The 22,612-nt window shown below is 41.6% G+C and carries 23 protein-coding genes, 1 other RNA gene and 1 riboswitch; of the genes, 19 read left to right on the top strand and 5 right to left on the bottom strand.

Annotated elements, in window-relative coordinates; all coding sequences use genetic code 11:
- Positions 1 to 17: 17 nt before the first annotated feature.
- Together nth and MHI23_RS10335 are read left to right on the top strand one after the other, a co-directional pair.
- Positions 18 to 680, top strand: a complete 663-nt coding sequence (gene nth, locus MHI23_RS10340) for an endonuclease III (protein ID WP_024422776.1) — start codon at positions 18 to 20, stop codon at positions 678 to 680.
- Positions 677 to 1,186 carry a YpoC family protein gene (locus tag MHI23_RS10335; RefSeq protein ID WP_025093074.1) on the top strand — a complete coding sequence of 170 codons (510 nt, stop codon included), beginning with the start codon at positions 677 to 679 and terminating at the stop codon, positions 1,184 to 1,186. Before nth ends, MHI23_RS10335 begins: the two co-directional genes overlap by 4 nt.
- A 36-nt stretch (positions 1,187 to 1,222) precedes the next feature.
- Here the strand turns inward: MHI23_RS10335 and MHI23_RS10330 are convergent, their stop codons facing one another.
- Together MHI23_RS10330 and recU are read right to left on the bottom strand one after the other, a co-directional pair.
- Positions 1,223 to 3,940, bottom strand: a complete 2,718-nt coding sequence (locus tag MHI23_RS10330) for a PBP1A family penicillin-binding protein (protein WP_056767113.1) — start codon at positions 3,938 to 3,940, stop codon at positions 1,223 to 1,225.
- A gap of 19 nt (positions 3,941 to 3,959) precedes the next feature.
- Positions 3,960 to 4,595, bottom strand: coding sequence for a Holliday junction resolvase RecU (gene recU, locus MHI23_RS10325; RefSeq protein ID WP_024428112.1), 636 nt, complete (start codon positions 4,593 to 4,595; stop codon positions 3,960 to 3,962).
- Positions 4,596 to 4,641: 46 nt separating this feature from the next.
- Between recU and MHI23_RS10320 the strand changes: the two genes are divergently transcribed.
- On the top strand, positions 4,642 to 5,598 hold the full coding sequence (locus tag MHI23_RS10320) for a DUF2515 domain-containing protein (RefSeq protein WP_056767111.1): 957 nt from the start codon (positions 4,642 to 4,644) through the stop codon (positions 5,596 to 5,598).
- A 24-nt stretch (positions 5,599 to 5,622) separates the two neighbouring features.
- On the opposite strand, the gene sspM is transcribed toward MHI23_RS10320, so the two are convergent.
- Positions 5,623 to 5,727: an acid-soluble spore protein SspM gene (sspM, locus tag MHI23_RS10315; protein ID WP_024422772.1), complete on the bottom strand. Its 105-nt coding sequence runs from the start codon at positions 5,725 to 5,727 to the stop codon at positions 5,623 to 5,625.
- Positions 5,728 to 5,924: 197 nt separating this feature from the next.
- On the opposite strand from sspM, the gene MHI23_RS10310 reads away from it, so the two are divergent.
- The 3 genes from MHI23_RS10310 to MHI23_RS10300 all read left to right on the top strand — a co-directional run bounded on the left by MHI23_RS10310 (position 5,925) and on the right by MHI23_RS10300 (position 7,158).
- Positions 5,925 to 6,158 (top strand): DUF5446 family protein, encoded by a 234-nt coding sequence (locus MHI23_RS10310; RefSeq protein ID WP_223251001.1) that lies wholly within the window; start codon positions 5,925 to 5,927, stop codon positions 6,156 to 6,158.
- Positions 6,159 to 6,207: 49 nt separating this feature from the next.
- Positions 6,208 to 6,588: a YppE family protein gene (locus tag MHI23_RS10305; RefSeq protein ID WP_226340828.1), complete on the top strand. Its 381-nt coding sequence runs from the start codon at positions 6,208 to 6,210 to the stop codon at positions 6,586 to 6,588.
- Between the two features lie 108 nt (positions 6,589 to 6,696).
- On the top strand, positions 6,697 to 7,158 hold the full coding sequence (locus MHI23_RS10300; RefSeq protein WP_024422769.1) for a YppG family protein: 462 nt from the start codon (positions 6,697 to 6,699) through the stop codon (positions 7,156 to 7,158).
- A gap of 19 nt (positions 7,159 to 7,177) precedes the next feature.
- On the opposite strand, the gene MHI23_RS10295 is transcribed toward MHI23_RS10300, so the two are convergent.
- A complete protein-coding gene (locus MHI23_RS10295; RefSeq protein WP_056767106.1) occupies positions 7,178 to 7,597 on the bottom strand; it encodes an Hsp20/alpha crystallin family protein in 420 nt (139 codons plus the stop codon).
- 169 nt (positions 7,598 to 7,766) lie between these two features.
- Between MHI23_RS10295 and MHI23_RS10290 the strand changes: the two genes are divergently transcribed.
- Positions 7,767 to 8,273, top strand: a complete 507-nt coding sequence (locus MHI23_RS10290) for a PTS glucose transporter subunit IIA (RefSeq protein WP_024422767.1) — start codon at positions 7,767 to 7,769, stop codon at positions 8,271 to 8,273.
- 54 nt (positions 8,274 to 8,327) lie between these two features.
- On the opposite strand, the gene MHI23_RS10285 is transcribed toward MHI23_RS10290, so the two are convergent.
- Positions 8,328 to 9,446, bottom strand: coding sequence for an NADH-dependent flavin oxidoreductase (locus MHI23_RS10285; RefSeq protein ID WP_342491944.1), 1,119 nt, complete (start codon positions 9,444 to 9,446; stop codon positions 8,328 to 8,330).
- Positions 9,447 to 9,605: 159 nt separating this feature from the next.
- Here MHI23_RS10285 and MHI23_RS10280 point away from each other — a divergent pair, with 159 nt between their 5' ends.
- The 12 genes from MHI23_RS10280 to pbuX all read left to right on the top strand — a co-directional run bounded on the left by MHI23_RS10280 (position 9,606) and on the right by pbuX (position 22,564).
- Entirely contained in the window at positions 9,606 to 11,852 is a 2,247-nt protein-coding gene (locus MHI23_RS10280) for a DEAD/DEAH box helicase (RefSeq protein WP_056767104.1), read from the top strand.
- Positions 11,853 to 11,876: 24 nt separating this feature from the next.
- A complete protein-coding gene (locus tag MHI23_RS10275; RefSeq protein WP_172880829.1) occupies positions 11,877 to 13,124 on the top strand; it encodes a ribonuclease H-like domain-containing protein in 1,248 nt (415 codons plus the stop codon).
- Between the two features lie 316 nt (positions 13,125 to 13,440).
- The gene (locus MHI23_RS10270; protein ID WP_073206049.1) at positions 13,441 to 13,680 is read left to right on the top strand and encodes a CotD family spore coat protein; all 240 of its coding nucleotides are present in this window, start codon (positions 13,441 to 13,443) and stop codon (positions 13,678 to 13,680) included.
- Positions 13,681 to 13,728: 48 nt separating this feature from the next.
- The gene (locus MHI23_RS10265; RefSeq protein ID WP_056767102.1) at positions 13,729 to 14,271 is read left to right on the top strand and encodes a DUF1273 domain-containing protein; all 543 of its coding nucleotides are present in this window, start codon (positions 13,729 to 13,731) and stop codon (positions 14,269 to 14,271) included.
- A gap of 75 nt (positions 14,272 to 14,346) precedes the next feature.
- On the top strand, positions 14,347 to 14,652 hold the full coding sequence (gpsB, locus tag MHI23_RS10260; protein WP_012010336.1) for a cell division regulator GpsB: 306 nt from the start codon (positions 14,347 to 14,349) through the stop codon (positions 14,650 to 14,652).
- A 61-nt stretch (positions 14,653 to 14,713) separates the two neighbouring features.
- Positions 14,714 to 15,100, top strand: an RNA gene (rnpB, locus tag MHI23_RS10255) — RNase P RNA component class B.
- A 108-nt stretch (positions 15,101 to 15,208) separates the two neighbouring features.
- The gene (locus tag MHI23_RS10250; protein ID WP_056767100.1) at positions 15,209 to 16,363 is read left to right on the top strand and encodes a class I SAM-dependent RNA methyltransferase; all 1,155 of its coding nucleotides are present in this window, start codon (positions 15,209 to 15,211) and stop codon (positions 16,361 to 16,363) included.
- A 105-nt stretch (positions 16,364 to 16,468) separates the two neighbouring features.
- The gene (locus MHI23_RS10245; RefSeq protein WP_024422762.1) at positions 16,469 to 16,666 is read left to right on the top strand and encodes a hypothetical protein; all 198 of its coding nucleotides are present in this window, start codon (positions 16,469 to 16,471) and stop codon (positions 16,664 to 16,666) included.
- A gap of 75 nt (positions 16,667 to 16,741) precedes the next feature.
- Positions 16,742 to 18,679, top strand: a complete 1,938-nt coding sequence (locus MHI23_RS10240) for an ATP-dependent DNA helicase (protein WP_342491943.1) — start codon at positions 16,742 to 16,744, stop codon at positions 18,677 to 18,679.
- A gap of 125 nt (positions 18,680 to 18,804) precedes the next feature.
- Positions 18,805 to 20,310 (top strand): carboxypeptidase M32, encoded by a 1,506-nt coding sequence (locus MHI23_RS10235; protein WP_025093083.1) that lies wholly within the window; start codon positions 18,805 to 18,807, stop codon positions 20,308 to 20,310.
- Between the two features lie 136 nt (positions 20,311 to 20,446).
- Positions 20,447 to 20,546, top strand: a riboswitch (purine riboswitch).
- A gap of 117 nt (positions 20,547 to 20,663) precedes the next feature.
- Positions 20,664 to 21,248, top strand: a complete 585-nt coding sequence (xpt, locus tag MHI23_RS10230; RefSeq protein ID WP_125587080.1) for a xanthine phosphoribosyltransferase — start codon at positions 20,664 to 20,666, stop codon at positions 21,246 to 21,248.
- On the top strand, positions 21,245 to 22,564 hold the full coding sequence (gene pbuX, locus MHI23_RS10225) for a xanthine permease PbuX (RefSeq protein ID WP_197172695.1): 1,320 nt from the start codon (positions 21,245 to 21,247) through the stop codon (positions 22,562 to 22,564). The genes xpt and pbuX overlap by 4 nt, the downstream gene beginning before the upstream one ends.
- Positions 22,565 to 22,612 lie beyond the last annotated feature (48 nt).

Below are 22,612 nucleotides of genomic sequence, written 5' to 3'. Positions count from 1 at the left end.
CCAATAAAGGAGAAGGCATGTTATCAAAAAAACAAATCAATGAGTGTTTAGATATTATAGGAGATATGTTTCCAGAGGCTGAGTGTGAGCTTGTTCATGCCAACCCATTTGAGCTTGTGATTGCTGTTGCGCTCTCTGCTCAATGTACGGACGTGCTTGTAAACAAGGTCACCAAAACGTTATTTCAAAAATATAAAACACCAGAAGACTATTTAAGTGTACCGCTTGAAGAACTCCAGCAAGATATTCGCTCGATTGGTCTTTATCGAAATAAGGCTAAAAACATTCAAAAGTTGAGCAAAATGCTGATTGAAGAATATGGCGGTGAAGTACCAAAGGACCGGGACGAGCTTGTTAAGCTTCCTGGGGTTGGCCGGAAAACAGCAAATGTCGTCGTTTCAGTCGCTTTTGGAGTACCGGCAATAGCAGTAGATACACATGTAGAACGAGTCAGCAAGCGTCTAGGCATCTGCCGCTGGAAGGATTCTGTGCTTGAAGTAGAGCAAACCTTGATGAAAAAGGTGCCAAAAGAAGATTGGTCTGTGACGCATCACCGTCTAATCTTTTTTGGAAGATATCATTGTAAGGCGCAGCGGCCGCAGTGCGAATCGTGTCCACTTCTTGATATGTGCAGAGAAGGGCAGAAGAGGCTGAAAAAAGGATTGGTGAAGCTGGCATGAGCGGGGCAGCTGTTTTCACCTCATATGTCGAAAAGCTAAAAGAAAAAAAGGTAGAGATTAAAGGTGATCGAGTAGATATACTGAGAGCCAATCCGCTCGCATATGATCTATCTTCAGAAGTTTTAACAGACGAGTTTCCATGGCAGGAAACGGAAGGATTTGTTCCTGTGATGTTTGAGCTGTGGGACGAATTAAAAGAAAAAATGCTTCCTCGTTTCCAAACAAGAAAATCCCGCTGTGAAGAAGATGATATGCTGCAAGGAATCGTCAGTATGATTGCGATGTTTTACTGGATCAAAGGGGAGAGTGTCCAAACGTTTGAATGGGAACATATCAAGCAAGAGACATTTCCTGTTGCTCCGATTAATTGGACGGAACGTTTAGAGTTCATTTTGCTAAAACCAACTCAATATCACTGCTTTATTCAATTGGACGAGCTATACACGGAATTAAAAAAGCAGTATGGAAAATATGAAGCATTAAAAAAAATCAGACAGCAGCGTTAAAAAAAGCACTTGCCATAGGAGGCAAGTGCTTTTTCATTATTCATCTTCTTTTCGAGAAGTAGCATTTGATTGCGAATTGGAACTTTGAGAGTTGGCTTTCTCATCATCTTTCTTTTTATCTTTATTATCAGTTTGCGAGTTGCTGCTGTTCCCATTTGTACTGTCTGAGCCATTTTCTGAAGAACCATTATTTCCGTTTTCTGTATTTCCACCTTGGTCTTGATCCTTATCCTTATCTTGATCTTTTTTGTCATCAGGCTTTTGCTCATCAGTGCCAGGGGGCTGATTTTTGTTATTGTCAGTTTGGTCTGTCTGTTCGTCGTCAGGCTGCTGCGGTTCTTCTTCTTCTTTATTCTCATCATCCGCTTTTTCTTCCTCATCTGCGTCATCCTTAATGGTGAGGAAGGTAGAAGCCGCTTTACTTGTGACATCATCTACAGTGGCTGTCACTTGGAATTTATAAGTGGAGCCAGGCTTCACATCAGAGATGACCGCTTCTTTAGCAGAGCTGTTTTGAATATCTTTATAGCCGCCATTATCAACTGCTTGCTTGACATTAAATGTAGCATCAGCGTCGTCAGAATAGCCCCAAGTCAGTGTGATGGATTTTTTCTCTTCATCATACACCGCTTTTAAGTCAGAAGGCTTATCGGCTTCTTTTTTCTCAAAAGTGTCAGACACTTTTGTTGGAACCGTACCTTTTACAAAGTATTCTGTTGTCTTCTTGTCACTTGGTGTATTCGGTCCGGCTAATTTTGCAGGATCGGATCCTTTTTCAACCGTAGCTTCAACGACACTGTCTGGTTTTTCAAATGAGCCGCTTCCATCATCAATTTGAGAAATTAATCGCTGGAAGACAATTTTGGCAACACGCTGCTCGTTTTCATTCAGCCATACTTTGCCGTCTGCATCTTTTGAATTACCGATTCCAGTCCAAACGGCTGCTGTATATTGCGGCGTATAACCGACAAACCACGAATCTTTTGCACCGCCAGAAGGGATATTGTGTGTCTTAATATCTTTTTCTATAAAGTTCGTTGTACCTGTTTTACCAGCTACTTGAACGTTCGGTACTTGTGCAAGTGTACCAGTTCCAGATTGGACAGCAGTTTTCAGCATATCTGTGATCATAAATGCTGTATAATCACTCATTGCTGCTTTTGAGTCCGGCGTAAGGTCAAGTTTTGTACCGTCATTAAATTCAACAGACGTGACAGCATGCGGTTCGTTATAGTATCCGTTATTACCGAATGCACTAAATGCTCCAGCCATCTTCAGGGAGGAGACACCATCGTCAAATCCACCGATTGAGTAGGACTCTGGAATGTCAGAAGGTAAGTCCATACCTAAGTTATTAGCGAATTGAACGGCATTGTCTGTACCAGCTTCTTGGAAAGCTTTTAGGGCAGGAATGTTACGTGATTGTGCCAAAGCACTTCTCATCGACATTTTCCCTAAGTGTCTTCTGTCAAAGTTATTAATCGGCGTACCGTTTGAGTACGTATACGGTGCATCATCAATTTGCTGATATGTTGACCATTTTTTGTTTTCAATGACTGGGCCGTAATCTAAGATCGGTTTGATTGTGGACCCTGGCTGGCGTTTTGCATCCGTCGCATAATTAAAGCCGCCGGCTGGTACATCACGTCCACCGCCAATGGCGCGAATTTCACCATTTTTCGTATCAAGCAGGGTCACACCCGCCTGCATCCCTTTCGTAAATCCAACTGAATCTCCATTGATGATATCATTTAGATGATCCTGTGCATTTCGATCAAGGGAAGTATAGATTTTTAATCCATCAGTTGATGCATCCACTTTGGCTTTTTTCTGTACTTCTTCCATCACTTCTTCAATGTAGGCAGAGTACTTACTAGAGTTTTGGCTCTTATATTTACTAGCTGAAACAACTGTCTTACTGACAGGGGTTGCTTTTGCAACGTCATATTCTTTTTCTGAAATGTAGCCTTGTTTTTTCATAAGGCTTAAAACGATATTACGGCGTTTTTCCGCTGCCTCGGGATGTTTCACTGGGTTATAAGCAGAAGGACTCTGCGGCATACCTGCAAGTGTAGCAGCTTGTGCAACGGTTAGTTTATTTAAATCTGTGACTCCGAAAAATTGTTCAGCTGCTTTCCCAACTCCATAAGCATAAGGAGAGAAGAAAATCCGGTTTAAATACATTTCTAAAATTTCATCTTTAGAGTATTTTTGCTCAAGCTGAATCGAGAGCCATACTTCCTGTACTTTCCGTTTTAACGTCTTTTGATTGGTTAGGAGGGAGTTTTTCACAACCTGTTGTGTAATGGTACTTCCGCCCTCAGCACCAAAGCCGTCCTCAACGTTTGCGACAAGGGCACCGCCAATACGGATTGGATCAATCCCGTGGTGCTTATAAAAACGTGCATCTTCAGTCGCAATAAATGCGTCTTTTACCACATCGGGTATATCTTTTATCGAGACATACGTTCTTTTTTCTGCACCAACTTCTGCAAACACTTTCTTGTCTTTATCATAAAGCTTTGAAGAGTATGGTGTTTTAAGCTTACTATCATCAATAGAAGGAGCGCTTGATGCAAAAACGGCAAAAGTTGTGATTCCGGCAACTAAACAAAGTAGACCGATCACGAGTAAAGATAAAAATATTTTTTTAAATAGACCTGCTTTCTTTTTGCCTTTTTTGTTCTTTTGCTTCTTATTGTTAACTTGACTTGCTTTACGTCGCTGTTCACGACTTGTAAATTGATCAGACATCACATCTCAACCTTTCGTGTTAAACCTTTTTCGAACGTAATTGCTGATTGCTTTCATCCGAAAAATGAAGTGTCTCCACTACTTTAATATAATCAATTCTTGGCGAATATCCAAGTGTCATTATGTGGCCAGCTTCCATTAATTCGTCTTTGCTAATGGATTTACGGCCGTTTTTCTTCTGCCGCTCCCAGAAGTAAAAGAGATCTGAAGCGGGCAAATAATAAACGGAGCCAAAAGCGGATATAATAACGAAACAAATGCCGCCTTGCTTTTCAACCTGTTTCATATGCTCAATTTGATGGTCGTGGAAATTTTTGAGCGGAAACGAGGTAGTGCTTTTGGTTTCCTTTGCTTCAAAATCGATATAGCGGCCTTTGTACACCCCGTTATAGTCTGTTGTGGATGATTGTTTAAAATAGGCTTCTTTAATGACAGCAGCACTTCTTTTTGGGTAATCCACATTCACAATTTGAACTGGGGTAGGCTTTTTATGAATGACTGCGATCCCGTTGACCAAATAGTATTGGTTCGTTTCATTTAAATCAGCCTCAAGCGTCATCCCGCGGTTACTATAAGAGGATTCGCCGCTGATTCTTTTTTTTGTCCCAATTTGTTGAATGGGCTGATACGATTTTCCGTTTGGATACCGAATCATCAAGTTTCAGCCTCCTTTTAATGCATTTTGTATTGGAGAGATCACCATGTTGTCCCAAGAAGAGCACATCATCACTCAGCAAATTTTGCGTGAAACGAAAGCAAAAAATAAAGACAACCTGACGAGGACAAATGCTTACAAGCGCTTTTATGACCGGCATCCAGAGATGAAATGGTCGCTGCTCGCTTCCTTTGTCTCGAGAAATGCTGGGTGGTCCATGACGGATTTAAAGGGCGAGCTCTTCCATCCAGGTTTAACGGATCAGCAGGGGCACCTTTTTTTCACAGCATATGAAAGAGCGAATTGGCTGATCTTTTCGGATGCTTACCCTCAGCTTCTTTTGTATGAATGGTCTAAAAGGTGCAGTAAACCTTTGTTTCATCTGCTGCCTTATTTCTCCGTGTCTCGGTTTATGAGCGCTGAGTGGGAACGTTTCTGGCTAAAGCGTGACACAGAGCGTCTGCTATATGCACTCATCATAAATGAACAATATACTATACAATCTCCTATTATACAAAATCCTCTTCTGAAAAAGAATGTTTTTCACTCGATTCAATATCTTTTCAGCGAGTGGGGACATTTCCAAACCGTTGTTTTTCCAACGGTGGACGGGCATTTGTACGGCATAACCATACGGAAGTTTTCCAATGTAAAGGAGCGCATTACATTAGGTAAAAAACTAGCGAAACTATTATTTCGAGCCGATTTGTTTTCGGATTTTTATCATTTTTTGCATACCGTTCCGCATACGGGGTCTCGGTTTGATTTTGAGCCGTTTTTAGGGATCGCTAGAAGGTCAACACCTTTTCTTCGGACGGTTTATCCGGTGATGACACATTCATTAGACGATCAAAGGGAAGATTGGTTTCAAAAGAAATTGAGTCCATCTTTATTTGAGGCAGAGCCGCTGCCAAAGCAGATTGATCTGACCGACTGGTATTTCCATAAAAAAAGACAGCTTCGTTTTCTTTTCTCATTAGAGCACTATTTTTTGCATAAATAAAAAGCAGGGGGTGCCTGCTTTTTTTTACGTTGATGGACGATTAGGACCGCCGAGCTTTTTATCAAGCTGATCTGGACTGTTTTCTTTCCCTTTTGGCTTTTGCTCTTTTGGTGCTGGCTGCTTTTTCATGAAATCTACCTCCTTTTGTCCTTAGAATTTACACAATCGGACGCAATCATACAAAGAAGGACAAGCATCTGTCGAAAAGGAAGAAATAGCGCTCATCTACACTTAGATTGGCGATTTGCTTCTAGTTTTGTCATGTGTGAAGGAGGGGGAGAAAGAAAAGAGAATGTAACGAGAGACAATAAAGGAGGAATCTGATGATGAGCGAATTTGTATCAAAAGAATCCATTATGCAGTTGTTAGAGGAAATCGAGCGAAAAATTGATGCGGTGGAGGAAGAGCTGTCTCTTGCTGTGAAGCAGACGAAACGTGCAGCGATAGAAGAGCAAGAACAAATAATTGACCGGCTTGAATCAGAAGTAAAGGACTGTGAAGTGAAGCTTCATGCAGCCGAGTATAAACTGGCAGCAAGACCGGCATATCACGCCGGATAGCTTTTCTATTTGAGCAATAGGTAAACGTTTGATAGGATGGTTCATAGAGGTGAACACTTTGGATAATCAAACATTACTTGAACATACACAAAACTTGAGAATATGGATCGAAGAAGCGTATAAGCAGTACCAAAAGGGAAAGGCTGAAGAGGAATACCCATCGTATGATTTTTATACGGATATTCAGCCGGCCGTTGTTACATTTGATCAGAAAATGGAGGAGTGGCTCACCGCTGCGATCTCGTTTATTGAGCAGGCCAAACCTAGATATTTACACCAAGAACAGCTTGAAGCCGTAAAAGAAAATGGTAAAGAGGTTGTCCTGCAATCTTATTTTGGTAAACAGCACGCACCCCGTGTAAAAAATTTAGTTGAGTCAGTGGTTTACACTCTGAACCTTTTAATAGAAGAAATCAAAAAGCGCAGCTAAAGACATGATGCTGCGTTTTTCTTATGGCTTCTTTAGGCACATCTTCTGCTCTTGGTCATAATATATGAGTGACATCAATATGTGTTGAGAGCGAGAGGAGCGAGATAGATGTTCCCTTATTCAAACCAGCAGCCTTATGAATTCAATCAATTCAAGCAAAGGCCTTTTCCGTATCCAGAGATGCAGCAGCAGCCTCCGCAGCCTCCAGACTATTTCATGCCGCCGTATCAAGGTGGAGGGGGAATGAATCAGGCACCATCTACTGTTTATCAGCCGCCTTATGGATACCAAGAAAACGTGCCGCTTATGCAGCCGCCTGAAGCGATGAATCCACCCCAAATGCAGCCGCCTCCAGGCATGATGCCCATGCAGCCGCCTATGAACCCTTATCCATTGCCAAGGCCGCAAAAACAGCAGCCATCTCAATTTAAAAGTGTGCTGTCACAATTCAAAAAGACGAATGGGCAATACGATTTTAACAAAATGTTTGATACAGCTGGCCAAATGATGAGTACAATGAATCAAGTAGGCTCATTGGCGAAAGGATTTACAAGCATTTTTAAAGCATAGCTAAACCCAATAGATTGAACTATTGGGTTGTTTGCTTTGGCGCAGACACATGAAGCGATTGATCTTTCCACACACTCTTCATTTTTGTCTCATCTATTTTTGCCGGCATTAAAATCGTTTTAGTAAAACTTGAATACGAGGTAGTCGTATTCGTTTTGATTTTTTCCTGTACTGATAAGTGTAAATATTGGGCTTTTACTTCTAGCGCAATGTCTCCTTCGACAAAATGGTCTGGAAATTGAATCTCGATATACACATTCTGTTCATCCTCTGTCACATTGGTCGTAATGGATGCAAGTGAATGCGATGTGGTCATGAGTGCCTCTGCACTATTTAATATCTCGTGAAACGGGGAGGATGCAAAAAATTGTTCAATCGCTTCATATAGCATATCTTCATTTGCCAGCATTTCATGTTTTTTTTCGCCTTCATGTTTCATCTGAATCACCTCTCATCTACAGCCTATGCAGAGGGGGCTCAGGCGGTTATCAATTGATGAGAGGAAAAAATTATGATTAAATAGTGTTGAATGAAGCAAGGTGTATGGGCGTAAAGTTTCATACACGAAATAGATTTAGGAAGCAAAGCTTGAAGGGAGCAAATTGACATTGCTGAAAAAATTATTCGGTTTCGGAAAAAACCAAGATGATGTAAAGGAAGAAGTCATTTATTCTCCAGTTGATGGAGAGTTAATGGATATGACTGATGTACCAGATCCCGTCTTTTCTCAAAAGATGATGGGAGACGGCGTAGCAGTAAAACCAAAAAGTGGGACGATTGTGTCACCAGTAGAGGGTGAAATCATTCAGCTCTTCCATACAAAACATGCAATTGGCATTCGAACACTCTCGGGGCTTGAGCTTCTGATTCATATCGGACTTGAAACAGTTGGGTTAAATGGTGAAGGATTTGAAGCGCACATGAAAGAAGGGGATAAGGTGAAAATCGGGGATCCTCTTATTACGTGTGATTTAGAACTGATTGAAGAGAAAGCGTCAAGTACAGTGACACCGATTGTGATTATGAACGGTGACCTTATCGAACGACTTGATAAAGAACCAAAAGGCTCTGTAGAAAAGCAGACGTCCAAGCTCTTTACAGTGAAAATGAAATAGTTCATGAAAAAAAACTACCCATTGATAGGGTAGTTTTTTATTGAGGTGAGAACATTAATCCTCCATTGGAACCCAGCCTTGACTCGCTTCCATGACAGACCACAATCCTTCTGGAATAAGATACTTGTCTTTTTGGCTGCGTTTAATGACGGTTTCAATCTCTTGTTCTCTGCCTTCTTTAATTTTCTTTGCCCAATCTGGGTCGACGATCAGCTCTCGTGCGACAGCGATGAGAGGAATTCCTTGATTGTAAGCATGGAGTGCATCTTCAGCTGTAATGACGCTGCCTACTCCAATAAGCGGAAGAGCATCGCCGCAGCGTTCTTTTAGCAGTTCCATACGTGTCTTATTAGAATCTGCGCCTCGTCTTGCTTTAGAGCCAATCTCCATTAAAGAGATATGCAAATAATCGAGGCTTTTTGTTTTGAGAACATCCACTAATGTAAACGTCTCTGTCATTGTTAAACCAGGAGTTTCTGGTTCTTCAGGAGATAACCGGTATCCAAAGATAAACGGTTTAGCCGCATGCTCTTTGATGGCCTCTTTAACTGCATCTACAACAGCAATAGGGAAAGCTAGACGTTTTTCTTCGTTTCCTCCCCATTGATCTGTACGCTCATTGCTATGCGGTGAGTAAAATTGCTGTAATAAATAACCGTTTGCCCCGTGAATTTCCACGCCGTCAAACCCTGCTTGAACCGCTCGTCTTGCCGCTTCTTTAAAGGAGTCGATAATATGCGTAATTTCCTCTTCTTTTAAAGCGCGTGCAATTTGTTTTCCATCTTTAAACACATCACTTGGCGCAACCACATCACCGTTTGGAACTAAATGAGGGAGAGCCTGAGAGCCGCCGTGATGAATTTGAATGATGGCTTTTGTTCCTTTTGCCTGGATAGCTGAAGCCAGTTTTTTCAGGCCAGGGATATCTTCATCTCTTGCGATAGAAGGCTGTCCTTCAAATGCCTTCCCATCTGGAGTCACATTCGCACATGCTGTAATGACCATGCCCATTTCACTTGATCTAGCTGTAATGAAGTCAATTTCGTCTTTTGAAATGGTGCCGTCGTCATGAGAACCGAAGTGTGTCATTGGAGCAACCACTAACCGGCCATCAATAGAGGCGCCTCCTGGAAACGTAAATGGTTCAAATAAAGGCTTAAATTCGTTTTTCAATCTGATCATCTTCTTCCTTGATAAAATCATTTCACTTTAGAAGTGTAATAGATACTGTTACAACAGTTCAAAGTATTTGCTCATAAGTCCGCATCAAAAAATTGCCGCCTAGTCATGCAAACAAATATTCGGTACACTAGAATGAGAGGTGGACGCAATATGAAAAAGAAAACAATGAACGAACTGATAGAAGAATTAAAGAAAGACGAACAGGTAGAACATTGGCATGAAATTGAAGCAAAGCCTGCACAGACCTCACCCGTTCCTGAAAGAGTGGACGACAGGCTAAAAAAGGCGCTTGAAAAACGAGGCGTGAAAGAGCTGTATATTCATCAAAAAGAAGCCTTTGAACGAGTAATGAATGGTGAGCATGTAGTAACGGTTACACCAACAGCTTCAGGTAAAACGCTTTGCTACAATCTGCCTGTTCTTCAGTCGATTGCAGAAGACCAGACAAACCGCTCTCTTTATTTATTTCCAACAAAAGCGCTCGCACAGGATCAAAAGAGTGAACTTAACGAGATCATCCACGAGATGGATGTTCCGATTCATAGTGAAACATATGACGGGGACACCTCCCCGGCCATTCGGCAGCGAGTCAGACAAGCAGGACATATTGTCATCACAAACCCAGATATGCTGCATTCAGCTATTTTGCCTCATCATACGAAATGGGTCAGTTTATTTGAGAATTTGAAGTATATTGTCATTGATGAGCTTCATACATATCGAGGCGTTTTTGGCAGTCATGTGGCTAATGTGATTCGCAGGTTAAAACGTATTTGTGCATTTTATGGAAGTGATCCGATTTTCATTTGTACTTCCGCAACGATTGCAAATCCAAAAGAGCTGGCGCAGCAGCTCACAGGGAGCAAAGTGCATCTTATTGAACGAAACGGAGCGCCTAGCGGTAAAAAGAATTTTGTGTTTTATAACCCGCCGGTGGTGAATAAACCATTAAATATTAGACAAAGCGCTGCCACTGTCGTCAACCAATTGGCTAAAACATTTTTAAAAGAAAAAATTCAAACGATCGTTTTTGCTAGAAGCAGAGTACGAGTAGAAGTGATTTTAAGTCATATTCAAGAGCTTGTGAAAAAAGAAATTGGTCCAAAATCGATTCGCGGGTATCGCGGAGGCTATTTGCCAAAAGAGCGGCGCGTGATTGAAAAGGGGTTAAGAGAAGGAGACATTCTAGGTGTCGTGAGCACGAACGCACTAGAATTAGGGGTAGATATAGGTCAGCTAAAGGTATGCATTATGACGGGGTATCCTGGCAGTGTAGCGAGTACATGGCAGCAGGCAGGACGTGCTGGAAGGCGTCATGAGGAGGCGCTCATTATCATGGTGGCAAGTTCCTCACCCCTTGATCAATATATTGTCCGACACCCTGAATATTTCTTTAATAGACCGCCTGAAGCAGCCAGAATCAATCCTGAAAATCTCATTATTTTAGTGGATCATCTAAAATGTGCTTCCTACGAGCTGCCATTTCGGACGGATGAACAGTTTGGCGGCATGGAAGTAGAGGACATTTTGCAATACTTACATGAGGAAGGGGTTCTTCATTTTAGCGGGAACCGGTATTATTGGTCAGATCAATCGTTCCCAGCGCATGGCATCAGCCTGCGGTCTGCAAGCCAAGAAAATGTGGTAATTGTGGATCAATCCGACGTAGCGAATGTTCGGATTATTGGAGAGATGGATCGATTCAGTGCAATGACACTGCTTCATGATGAGGCGATTTATTTACATGAAGGGGTTCAGTATCAAGTAGAAAAGCTAGATTACGAGCATTTGAAGGCTTATGTGAAACAAGTAGATGTAGAATACTATACAGATGCGAATTTAGCTGTTCAGCTCAAGGTACTGGAAATCGATCAGACAACAGAGAAAGAAGCAGTATCTGTTCACTACGGTGATGTGACTGTCAACGCAATGCCAACAATTTTCAAAAAAATCCGGCTCAGTACTGGTGAAAATATCGGGTCTGGACCGATTCACTTACCGGAAGAAGAAATTCATACGAGTGCGGCTTGGTTTGAATTACACGAGGCAGAGCGGAGATTTGAAGAGAAGACACTTGAACAGCTGCTGCTTGGCATCGCAAATGTTCTTCAGCACATTGTACCTGCTTTTGTGATGTGTGACCGCTCAGATATTCATGTTGTTTCACAAATTAAAGCGGCACATACCGGTAAACCGACAGTCTTTTTATATGACCACTACCCTGGCGGAATCGGTTTAAGCAAAGAAGTCCAAGCTCGTTTCGATGAAATAGCAGGTGCAGCCATTCAGCTGATAGAGCGGTGCCGCTGTGAGAACGGCTGTCCATCCTGCATTGGCATGGAAATGAAAGAGGTGAGCGGAAAAAGCAGCATTGTTGAATTGATGTCTGTATTTTAAGGGGAAGGAGGAAGATACCTACTCATGTCTTTAAAAGGGAAATTAAATCGAATGAAGAAGCACCTATCGCACAACCAGCCAAACGAAAAAAGGCAAAAAGCAGTGGAAGGGCAACCTCAGCCTGTGACGGCCGAAAACATTCCATTTTTAAAGGAATGGGAGAAGTTAGGTGCAGCTCCTTATCACTTTGAGGATTCTTTTTGTCTCATTCGAGAAGTCACCTATTCATTAGATGATAAGCATGGACTCTACTCGTTTGCGGAACTGCCAAAGATCATCGAGGCATGGAACAAAAGCAGCATCCAGCATTCTCTATCGGCTAAAGGTTACAAGCCGCATGAACTGTTTTTCTTTGATACAGAAACAACTGGATTATCTGGCGGAACGGGAAATATGATCTTCTTGCTAGGACATGCGCGGGTCTTTGCTGACAAAGTAGTGGTGAAACAGCACCTGCTCACAAATCCGGGAAATGAAGCGGCTCTTTATAAAAGCTTTCTCGATGAAGTGAACGTAGAATCACTCGTTACATATAATGGAAAATCATTCGATTGGCCGCAAGTGAAAACGAGACATACTTTGCTGCGAGATCAAATCCCTGCGCTTCCAGAGTTTGGCCACTTTGATCTTCTGCATGGGTCAAGACGGTTGTGGAAGCATAAATATGAACGAATGGCGCTGTCTGTGGTTGAAAAAGAAGAGCTGCACGTTCACCGGGAAGGAGACACACCGGGTTTTTTGGCACCGATGATCTATTTTCACTTTTTAAAGGAACAAAATCCGAAGCTCATTGAAGGGATTTTGACTCATAATGAATTAGACGTCCTTTCGTTAATCAGCCTCTACATTCATCTATCCAAAAAAATTCTATCTATGGATGCAGTAAAGGAGCACGATGAGAAATACGCGCTGGCTAGGTGGCATCTTGCGCATCGTGATGTACAGGAAGCTACGAAGCATTTGCGGGAATTAACAGGTGCTGATTTTGAACATGCCAATCAGGCGGCTTTTGATCTCTCCTTACAATATAAACGGCTAAACGAGTGGGATGAAGCAGTTCGAATTTGGGAAACATTATTTGAATCAAGTGATGTCCATTTAGCATTAAAAGCGGGTATAGAGCTTGCGAAGTGTAAAGAGCATCGCCAAAAAGATGCAAGGTCAGCTCTTTCCATCACGGAATCTTTATTATCTTTCTCATCGTTAAGCGAGCGAGACACAAAAGAGCTTGAGAAACGAAAAAAACGGCTATTGAGAAAAGCTGGGCAATGAAATATTATTACCCGGGAAAGCGCAAAAAATGACAACGTTCGGCTCTCGGCCGAAAATAAAAATTGTTTAGCACTTTTATTGTAGAAAGTCCGCGAATCCTGTAAAATAACGTTAGATATTGAAAGAGGAGCGTATAGCATGTATAAGGGTCTTTTCTACTTGTTTTTTCTTGTGGTCATTTTGGTCGCTTTTGTGTTTTCAAACTATAAAGATATTTTTCTTGCCAACTTTTAAAATAGGTTAATGCATTAGTACATGTACACCTCTTAATTCATACATTGTTAATGTAAGAAAATAAAGGAGAGGGGAATGCTACATGTACCATCATCACCATCATTGCCATCCGAATGTTACACAGCCAATTGTTCATCCGACGAATCATTGCTGTACACACAGCGAGTCAACAACAATTGTGCCGCATATCCACCCGCAGCATGTGACAAATGTTCACCACCATAATTTCAAACATGTTCACTACTTCCCGCATACGTTTTCTCAGGTGGACCCGACAACACATCAACACTTTAACTGCGGTGGACCTTGCTGTAACAGATAAAGTGAATGGGACTTTTATAAGTCCCATTTTTTAAAAGCAGGTGAAAAAATGAAAATTATTGCTGTCACAGGGTACAAGCCGTTTGAGCTTGGGATATTCAAACAAGACGAGCCTGCACTTCAATACATAAAAGCGGAGCTTCAAAAAAGGCTGACAGCCCTTATCGAAGAAGGTCTGGAATGGGTTCTCATATCAGGCCAGCTTGGGGCAGAAATTTGGACAGCCGAAGTGGTGTTTGAGCTTCAGGAGGAATATCCAGCGTTAAAACTTGCAGTCATTACGCCATTTTATGAACAGGAAGAGCGCTGGAATGAACAAAACAAAGTGTTGTATGAAGGAATTCTTGCACAGGCCGATTTTGTAGAAAGTGTCACGCATAGACCGTACGAAAGTCCGGCACAATTTAAACAAAAGAACCGCTTTTTTATTGAAAAAACAGATGGTCTTCTCGTCTTATATGATCCTGAGCATGAGGGATCGCCGAAGTATATGATCAGGGAGGCGGAAGCCTATACCGATTACCCGATTATGTACATCACGATGGATGATCTAAGAGCGCAGGTTGAGGCGGAAGATCCGTTTTTTGATTAAAAGCAAGAGAAAATTTGACAACGTCACGTATTTCTGAAAAAATATACTATGAATTCACGATATGAGGTGAAAAAGATGCTTGCTGATAAAGTAAAGCTTTCTGCGAAAGAAATTTTAGAAAAAGAATTTAAAACAGGTGTCAGAGGGTACAAACAAGAAGAAGTCGATAAATTTTTAGATATGGTCATTAAAGACTATGAGACATTCAACCAAGAAATCGAAAAACTTCAACAAGAAAACCTCCACTTGTCAAAACAGCTTGAAGAAGCTGTTGAACAAGGGAAAAGACAGCCTGCACAGTCTAATACAACAAACTTTGATATTTTAAAAAGACTATCGAACCTTGAGAAACACGTTTTCGGCAGCAAACTTTATGATTGAGTGTTGCTGAAAAAAGCTTGTGTCAGATGTCATTGTCGTTTATAATAACGCTTATTGATTAACGTTCGGGTAATCGCTGTAATGCTATTTAGGGCATTGCAGAGGAAAGTCCATGCTCGCACGGTGCTGAGATGCCCGTAGTGTTCGTGCCTGGCGAAAAAATAAGCCAGGGCAGCCTGGGAAAGGCTGACGGCAGGAAAAATGCCTACGTCCTTTTTAGGATATGGCAAAGTATCCTTGAAAGTGCCACAGTGACGAAGTCTCACTAGAAATGGTGAGAGTGGAACGCGGTAAACCCCTCGAGCGAGAAACCCAAACTTGGTAGGGGAACTTTCTCAAAGGAACCAAACGGAGAGAAGGACAGAGAATTCTGTAGATAGATGATTACCACCTGAGTACGAGGCATTTGCCGTTTGCAGTACGATGGAACAAAACATGGCTTACAGAACGTTAAATCCGTTATAATAAACATGATGAAACAAAGCTCTCCTATTTCAACATATGGAGAGCTTTTATCTTGAATACATAAAAGGACGAGAAAACAGGTGATAAATCAATGAAAACCTATACACTCATCGCAACAGCTCCAATGGGAATTGAAGCAATTGTTGCAAAAGAAGTAAGAGACCTTGGCTATGAGTGCACAGTCGACAACGGAAAAGTGATTTTCAAGGGGGATGCTCTTGCGATTTGCCGTGCAAACCTTTGGCTGCGTACAGCAGACCGGATCAAGGTACAAGTTGCTGAATTTTCGGCTAAAACATTTGATGAGCTTTTTGAACGGACGAAAGCGATTGACTGGGCCGCTTTTTTACCAAAAAACAGTACGTTTCCTGTCATCGGGAAATCTGTTAAATCTCAGCTTGCCAGTGTGCCGGACTGCCAGCGCATCGTCAAAAAAGCCATTGCGCAAAAGCTTAAATCCTCCTACAACATTCAGTCTGAATGGCTTGAAGAAACGGGACCTGAATATAAAATCGAGATCGCTCTTTTAAAAGATAAAGCGGTTCTTACGCTTGATACATCTGGTGTAGGTCTTCATAAACGCGGATACCGCATGGATCAAGGCGGAGCACCTATTAAAGAAACGCTTGCTGCTGCGCTCGTCTTATTAACGAACTGGACACCTGACCGTCCGTTTGTTGATCCTTTCTGCGGATCAGGAACAATCGCCATTGAAGCAGCGATGATAGGACAAAACATTGCCCCAGGATTTAACCGGGATTTTGCGTCTGAATCATGGGAATGGATCGGTGAAGACGTATGGAACAAAGCGCGTGTGGAAGTAGAAGAAAAAGCAAACTATGATCAGCCGCTCCGCATTATTGCAAGTGACATCGACCATCGTATGGTAGATATCGCAAAAATGAATGCAGAAGAAGCAGGACTGAGTGAACTGATTGAGTTTAAACAAATGCAAGTAAAAGACTTTCAAACAAAAGAAGAGTACGGTGTGATTGTCGGAAATCCTCCTTATGGTGAACGACTGAGTGATAAACCAGCAGTTGAAAAAATGTATCAAGGAATGGGTGAAGCGTTTAAGAACCTAGATACATGGTCCATTTACATCTTGACGTCACACGAAAAATTCGAAGAGTGCTTCGGAAGAAAAGCGACGAAAAAGAGAAAACTGTTTAACGGATTTATCAAAACAGACTATTATCAATATTGGGGAAAACGCCCGCCTAGAAAGCAATCAACTGAATCGTAATAAAGAGCCGCACCGAAAGAAGGTGCGGCTTTTTTATGCTGAAAAGGTATAACTCTCAGCAAGACGGAATAAACTGAACTTGATTTTAAAAAAAGAGGTGTCTTCATGATTCATTATGATCAAATTCAGTTAATCCAAAAAGCACTCGCTTCGACTGCTCAAGAAATTGAAGGGCATGAAGGTGGACAATCTGCTCAGCTTACGGCAGCCATTGAAGATTTGGCGCTGGCTCAGGCATACATAGAACGTTCTGAGCATGCATTTTTAATGAAGGAAAGCTATCAGCATCGCCTGCGCTCATAAAAAAAGATTGTTTTTCCCCAGCGTAAATGGTACTATTGAATGTCTGAATGATTCAAAAGTTGGGGGTTGAAGCAGGTGACAGCATCTCGTTTGCCTTTTTCATTATCAAAAGAACACAATTTTTACGAAGAACTGGGCAACTGGATTGGTGATGTGTTTTATGACATTTTGCCAGAAAAGGGCTTTGATCTTCGAGATGAACAAATATTTATGGCTTTTCAACTAGAAAGAGCCTTTAAAGAAAAAAGTGTGATGTTTGCCGAAGCTGGGGTAGGCACAGGCAAAACCATCGTCTATTTATTATTTGCCGTCACATATGCAAGGTATACAGGGAAGCCTGCGATTATTGCATGTGCAGACGAAACGTTAATTGAACAGCTCGTTAAACAAGAAGGTGATATCTATAAAATTGCCAATCACCTTGATATTCAAATAGATGCGAGATTAAGTAAATCGCATGATCAATATTTATGCTTAAAAAAGCTGGAGAAAACGATGCAGCGTGAAGATGATGAAAAGTGGCTCGATATTTATGAATCACTGCCTTCATTTGTTCATGAATCACATGGCATGCAAACCTTTTATCCGTATGGCGATCGAAAAGAGTATCCAGAGTTATCAAATGATGAATGGTCACTAATTGGCTATGACTCGTTTCAGGACTGCCTGACGTGCGATATGCGTCATCGCTGCGGTCTGAATTTATCAAGAGATCATTACCGGAAAGCGACAGATCTCATCATCTGTTCACATGATTTTTACATGGAGCATGTGTGGACGAAGGAATCCCGGAAACGTGAGGGTCAGCTTCCGCTGCTTCCTGAGCATAGCTCCGTCGTATTTGATGAGGGACATCTTCTCGAGTTTGCCGCACAAAAAGCGTTAACGTACCGAGTGAAGCAATCAACGCTCGAAACATTTTTGGAACGTCTTTTGCAAAACGACATACGCGAAGAATTTGCAGAGCTTGTTGAAGATGCACTTGCAACAAACGATGAGTTCTTTTATCTCTTAAAAACGCATGCCAAAGAAGTCAAAGGCTCGCACCGGCTTGAAATTGGGCGTGTCGATGAGGTGAAGCGTTCTGCAAGTGAATTGTGTGACTTGCTTGAAAAAATCGGAGAAGCGCTCGTGTTTGAATCTGAGATGTATACGATCGATCAATACGAATTATCTGTTGTGGAAGAATACATTGAACAAATGGCGTATTCTTTATCGCTTTATCAAAAAAATGCCATTAGCTGGCTGGAAAAACAGGAATTAGATACAACATTTGTTGTGATGCCGAAGACGGTCGCAGAGGTACTTGGCGAAAAAGTATTCTCTCAAAAAAGACCATATATTTTCTCTTCCGCTACATTGTCTGAGAATCAATCCTTTGATTATTTAGCTGAAAGTCTTGGGATTAAAGATTACTTATCAATGAGTGTCGCTTCGCCGTATGATTACGATGAACAAATGAAGATTTATTTCCATGGAATTCAGCAGCTCGCTGAGCAAGAGGCAAAAGCACAGCAAGTGATGACTCAGCTGAAAGAAAATGGAGGACGATCTCTGATTCTCTTCCCTTCATTTGATGAACTTCATTTCTTTAGAAAACAACTTGAAGCAGCAAATGAATCACTGCCGTTTGACGTATATTTTGAGGGAGACGAGGAAATCAGCACGATTGTTCAAAAGTTCCAAGCTGATGAGACATCCGTGTTATGCTCAGTTCATCTGTGGGAAGGGCTTGATATTCCAGGTGAATCATTAACGAATGTGATCATCTGGGGACTTCCTTATCCGCCGCATGATCCAGTATTTGAAGCGAAAAGGAATGAAGCAAAGGATGCACATGCTGAAGTTGACCTTCCGTATATGCTGCTTCGCTTACGCCAAGGGATCGGAAGACTGATCCGGACAAGCCAAGACGCAGGAAGCATTCATATTTACTTTGATCGTCAGGAAGATACTAAGCTTCAAAGTAAAATTGAATCCGTCCTGCCAGTGAAGCCCATCATCACATCTTAAATAGGTGAAAACTTGCAAATGAGGAGGATACCACGGTGTATCCTCCTTTTTCATTGACAAAAGAACATTCATTGAAGTAGCCTTGAAACGTACATACATATTTTATTGATTGGGGGAACAAACGCATGAGTCTTGAAGCAACTGAGAAAGCGTTTTATCAATTACTAGGGAAAATCGCCCATTATACAGAGGCGCTCCATTTACTTTATTGGGACTCTAGAACACAAGCACCTAAAAAAAGTGCGGATTTTAGAGCTGAAACGATCGGTCAATTATCAAGTGATATTTTTAATATGAAGACTTCTGATGAAATGAGAGATCTTCTTCTCGCATTAAACAAACATCGAGATGAGCTGTCAAAAGATACACAGAAGGCGCTCGAATTATCACAAAAAGAGTATGATGAAAACAGTAAAATTCCGAAAGAAGAATTTAAAGAATACTCGATTTTGCAATCAAAAGCGGAGCATGTATGGGTAGAAGCAAGGGAGAAATCAGACTTTTCACTCTTTGCACCATACTTAAAACAGCTTATTGACTTTAACAAGCGTTTCATCCAATATTGGGGCGTGAAAAAAACGCCTTATGATGTGCTGCTCAATAACTATGAGCCAGATATGACGGTTGAACAGCTTGATCAAAAATTTGGTGCACTTCGTGACGCTATTGTTCCTCTAGTGAAAAAAATCGAAGCCTCACCTAATAAGCCGGATACTTCATTTTTATCGAAAAGCTTCCCAATCGATAAACAAAAGGAATTGAGTCTCTTTTTCTTAAAAGAATTAGGATATGACTTTGACGCAGGCCGCCTTGATACAACAGTCCATCCTTTTGCTGTAACGTTAAGCAGAGGTGACGTACGTGTGACGACCCGTTATGATGAGCATGATTTTCGAATGGCGATCTTTGGCACGATTCATGAATGTGGTCATGCGATTTATGAGCAAAACATTGATGAAGCACTGAGCGGAACACTTTTATGTGATGGGACTTCGATGGGTATCCATGAATCACAGTCTCTTTTCTTTGAGAACTTTATCGGCAGACACGAAGATTTCTGGAAAACGTATTATCAAAAGCTGCAAGAAGCTTCTCCTGAGCAATTTAAAGATGTTTCTTTAGAAGACTTTGTGCATGCAGTGAATGAATCGAAGCCGACTTACATTCGAATTGAAGCCGATGAACTGACATATCCGCTTCACATTATCATCCGCTATGAAATTGAGAAAGCGATTTTCAATGAAGAAGTAGCAGTTGAAGATTTGCCTGCACTTTGGAATGAAAAATATCAAGCGTATCTTGGTATTACGCCTCCTAATGATGCACTCGGTATCTTGCAGGATGTTCACTGGTCTGATGGAAGCTTTGGCTATTTCCCTTCATATGCCCTTGGTTATATGTATGCAGCGCAATTAAAGCAGCAAATGATCAAAGATTTACCAAATTTTGATGAGCTCATTCAAACTGGGTCTTTTGCACCGATAAAAGAATGGCTGACGGAACATGTTCACCAGCATGGTAAACGGAAAAAGCCATCTGAAATTATTCAAGATGCAACAGGTGAAGAATTAAATGTGCAATATTTAATCGACTACTTAACGGATAAATATACGAAACTGTATTTATCATAAAAGAAGGGCACCCTTTCATGAGAGGGGTGCTTTTTTGATGCTTGAATATTCTAAAAACGAACATTTTGTTCTGATCTATTATTTAAGTTCGGTATTTTTCTAGAAAAGTGCTTTCCAAGCGTCTGAAATCTTGTTATAATTTGAACACTATAACACTCATATAATCGCGTGATGATGGCACGCAAGTTTCTACCGGACACCGATACGGTCCGACTATGAGTGAGCAAAATGAAACAGCTCTTGTTTGAGCTGAAGATCCGTTGATCGTTTTCGCATTGCTTGCTCCTCATGGACAGCAATGCTTTTTTTATACCAAAAATTGAATGTTTGCCAATATGCTAGGGGGAAGAATGATGGAATTGTTACGTCAAAAAATTGAGAACGAAGGAATCGTTCTGTCAAATCAAGTGTTAAAGGTAGATGCTTTTTTAAATCATCAAATTGATCCTGTGTTAATGCATGAGATCGGACAAGAGTTCGCTAGATTATTTCAGCATGATGGCATTACAAAAATCATCACAATTGAATCTTCTGGCATCGCACCTGCTGTGATGGCTGGACTTGCTCTTCAAGTACCTGTTGTGTTTGCAAGAAAACGTCAATCACTCACATTAACGGATAACCTGTTAACAGCCAGTGTGTACTCTTTTACAAAAAAAGTAGAAAGCACGATTGCTGTCTCAAATACGCATCTTAGTGAAAATGATTGTGTGTTAATCATCGATGACTTTTTAGCGAATGGTGAAGCTGCGAAAGGACTGGCTGCGATTGCAAAGCAGGCGAAGGCGAAAGTAGCCGGATTTGGCATTGTCATTGAAAAATCATTCCAGCCTGGAAGAAATGCGCTTGTGCAAATGGGCTACCGCGTTGAGTCGCTCGCACGTATTGAATCACTTGAGGAAGGGAAAGTCACGTTTGTACGGGAGGTACAATCATGAGTGCCGCTAAAAAAGTCAAAATGCTCTCACTGGGTATTCAGCATGTGCTGGCGATGTATGCCGGTGCTGTTCTTGTACCGCTCATTGTTGGAGATGCGCTCGGGCTCACGCCTGCACAGCTGACTTACTTAATCTCGGCGGATATTTTCATGTGCGGGGCTGCCACATTGCTTCAAGTATGGAAAAACCGCTTCTTTGGGATCGGTCTGCCCGTTGTATTAGGCTGTACATTTACTGCGGTTTCGCCTATGATTGCGATTGGCTCTAAGTATGGGATTTCGTCTATCTATGGAAGTATTATCGCTTCAGGATGTATTATCATTCTTCTTTCATTTTTCTTTGGAAAGCTTGTGAAATTTTTCCCGCCTGTTGTCACTGGTTCTGTCGTCACCATTATTGGTATCACCCTCATTCCTGTAGCGATGAACAATATGGCAGGAGGAGAAGGAAGTGCGGACTATGGTTCTTTTGAAAATCTAGGACTCGCTTTCCTTGTACTGTTTATCATTGTACTGCTCTATCGATTCACGAAAGGATTTATGAAGGCGATCGCCATTTTAATCGGTATTCTTCTTGGGACAGCAGTTGCTGCGTTTATGGGGAAAGTGGAAACAGCTGAGGTGGCAAACGCTCAGGTTTTCCGTATGATTGAGCCATTTTATTTTGGGATGCCGACCTTTGAATTTGCACCGATCATGACCATGACGTTAGTTGCGATTGTGTCATTAGTTGAATCAACAGGCGTTTATTTCGCATTAGGTGATTTAACAAACCGGTCATTAAAAGAGAAGGATTTGGCTAAAGGCTATCGGGCAGAGGGGATTGCTGTGTTATTAGGCGGAATCTTTAATGCTTTTCCGTATACAGCCTACTCGCAAAATGTTGGATTGATCCAGTTAACAGGCGTCAAGAAAAACCAAGTCATTGTCGTCACAGGGGCATTGCTCATGTTATTTGGTCTTTTTCCTAAAATCGCTGCCTTTACGACGATTATTCCAAAATCAGTTCTTGGCGGTGCAATGGTTGCCATGTTTGGCATGGTCATTGCATACGGTATTAAAATGCTCTCGCGCGTGGACTTTGCAAAGCAGGAGAACTTGCTGATCGTCGCTTGCTCCGTGGGAATCGGCTTAGGAGTTACTGTCGTACCGCAAATGTTTGAGCATCTGCCAGATTCGATTAAATTATTAACAAGTAACGGCATTGTGGCCGGAAGCTTTACCGCTATTTTGCTTCATATTATTTATCACATGATTCCTTTTAAAAAAGAAGCCGGGCATGACCTGGTAGAAGAACCTAAGCAATCTGTTATGTAAACCCCTCTCTTGGAGAGGGGTTCAGATGATGGACAAAGAGCTAAAATG

This window comes from Bacillus sp. FSL M7-0003, assembly GCF_038628485.1.
Classification (GTDB): Bacteria; Bacillota; Bacilli; order Bacillales; family Bacillaceae; genus Bacillus; species Bacillus safensis.
This window is presented reverse-complemented; position numbering and strand designations above follow the sequence as displayed.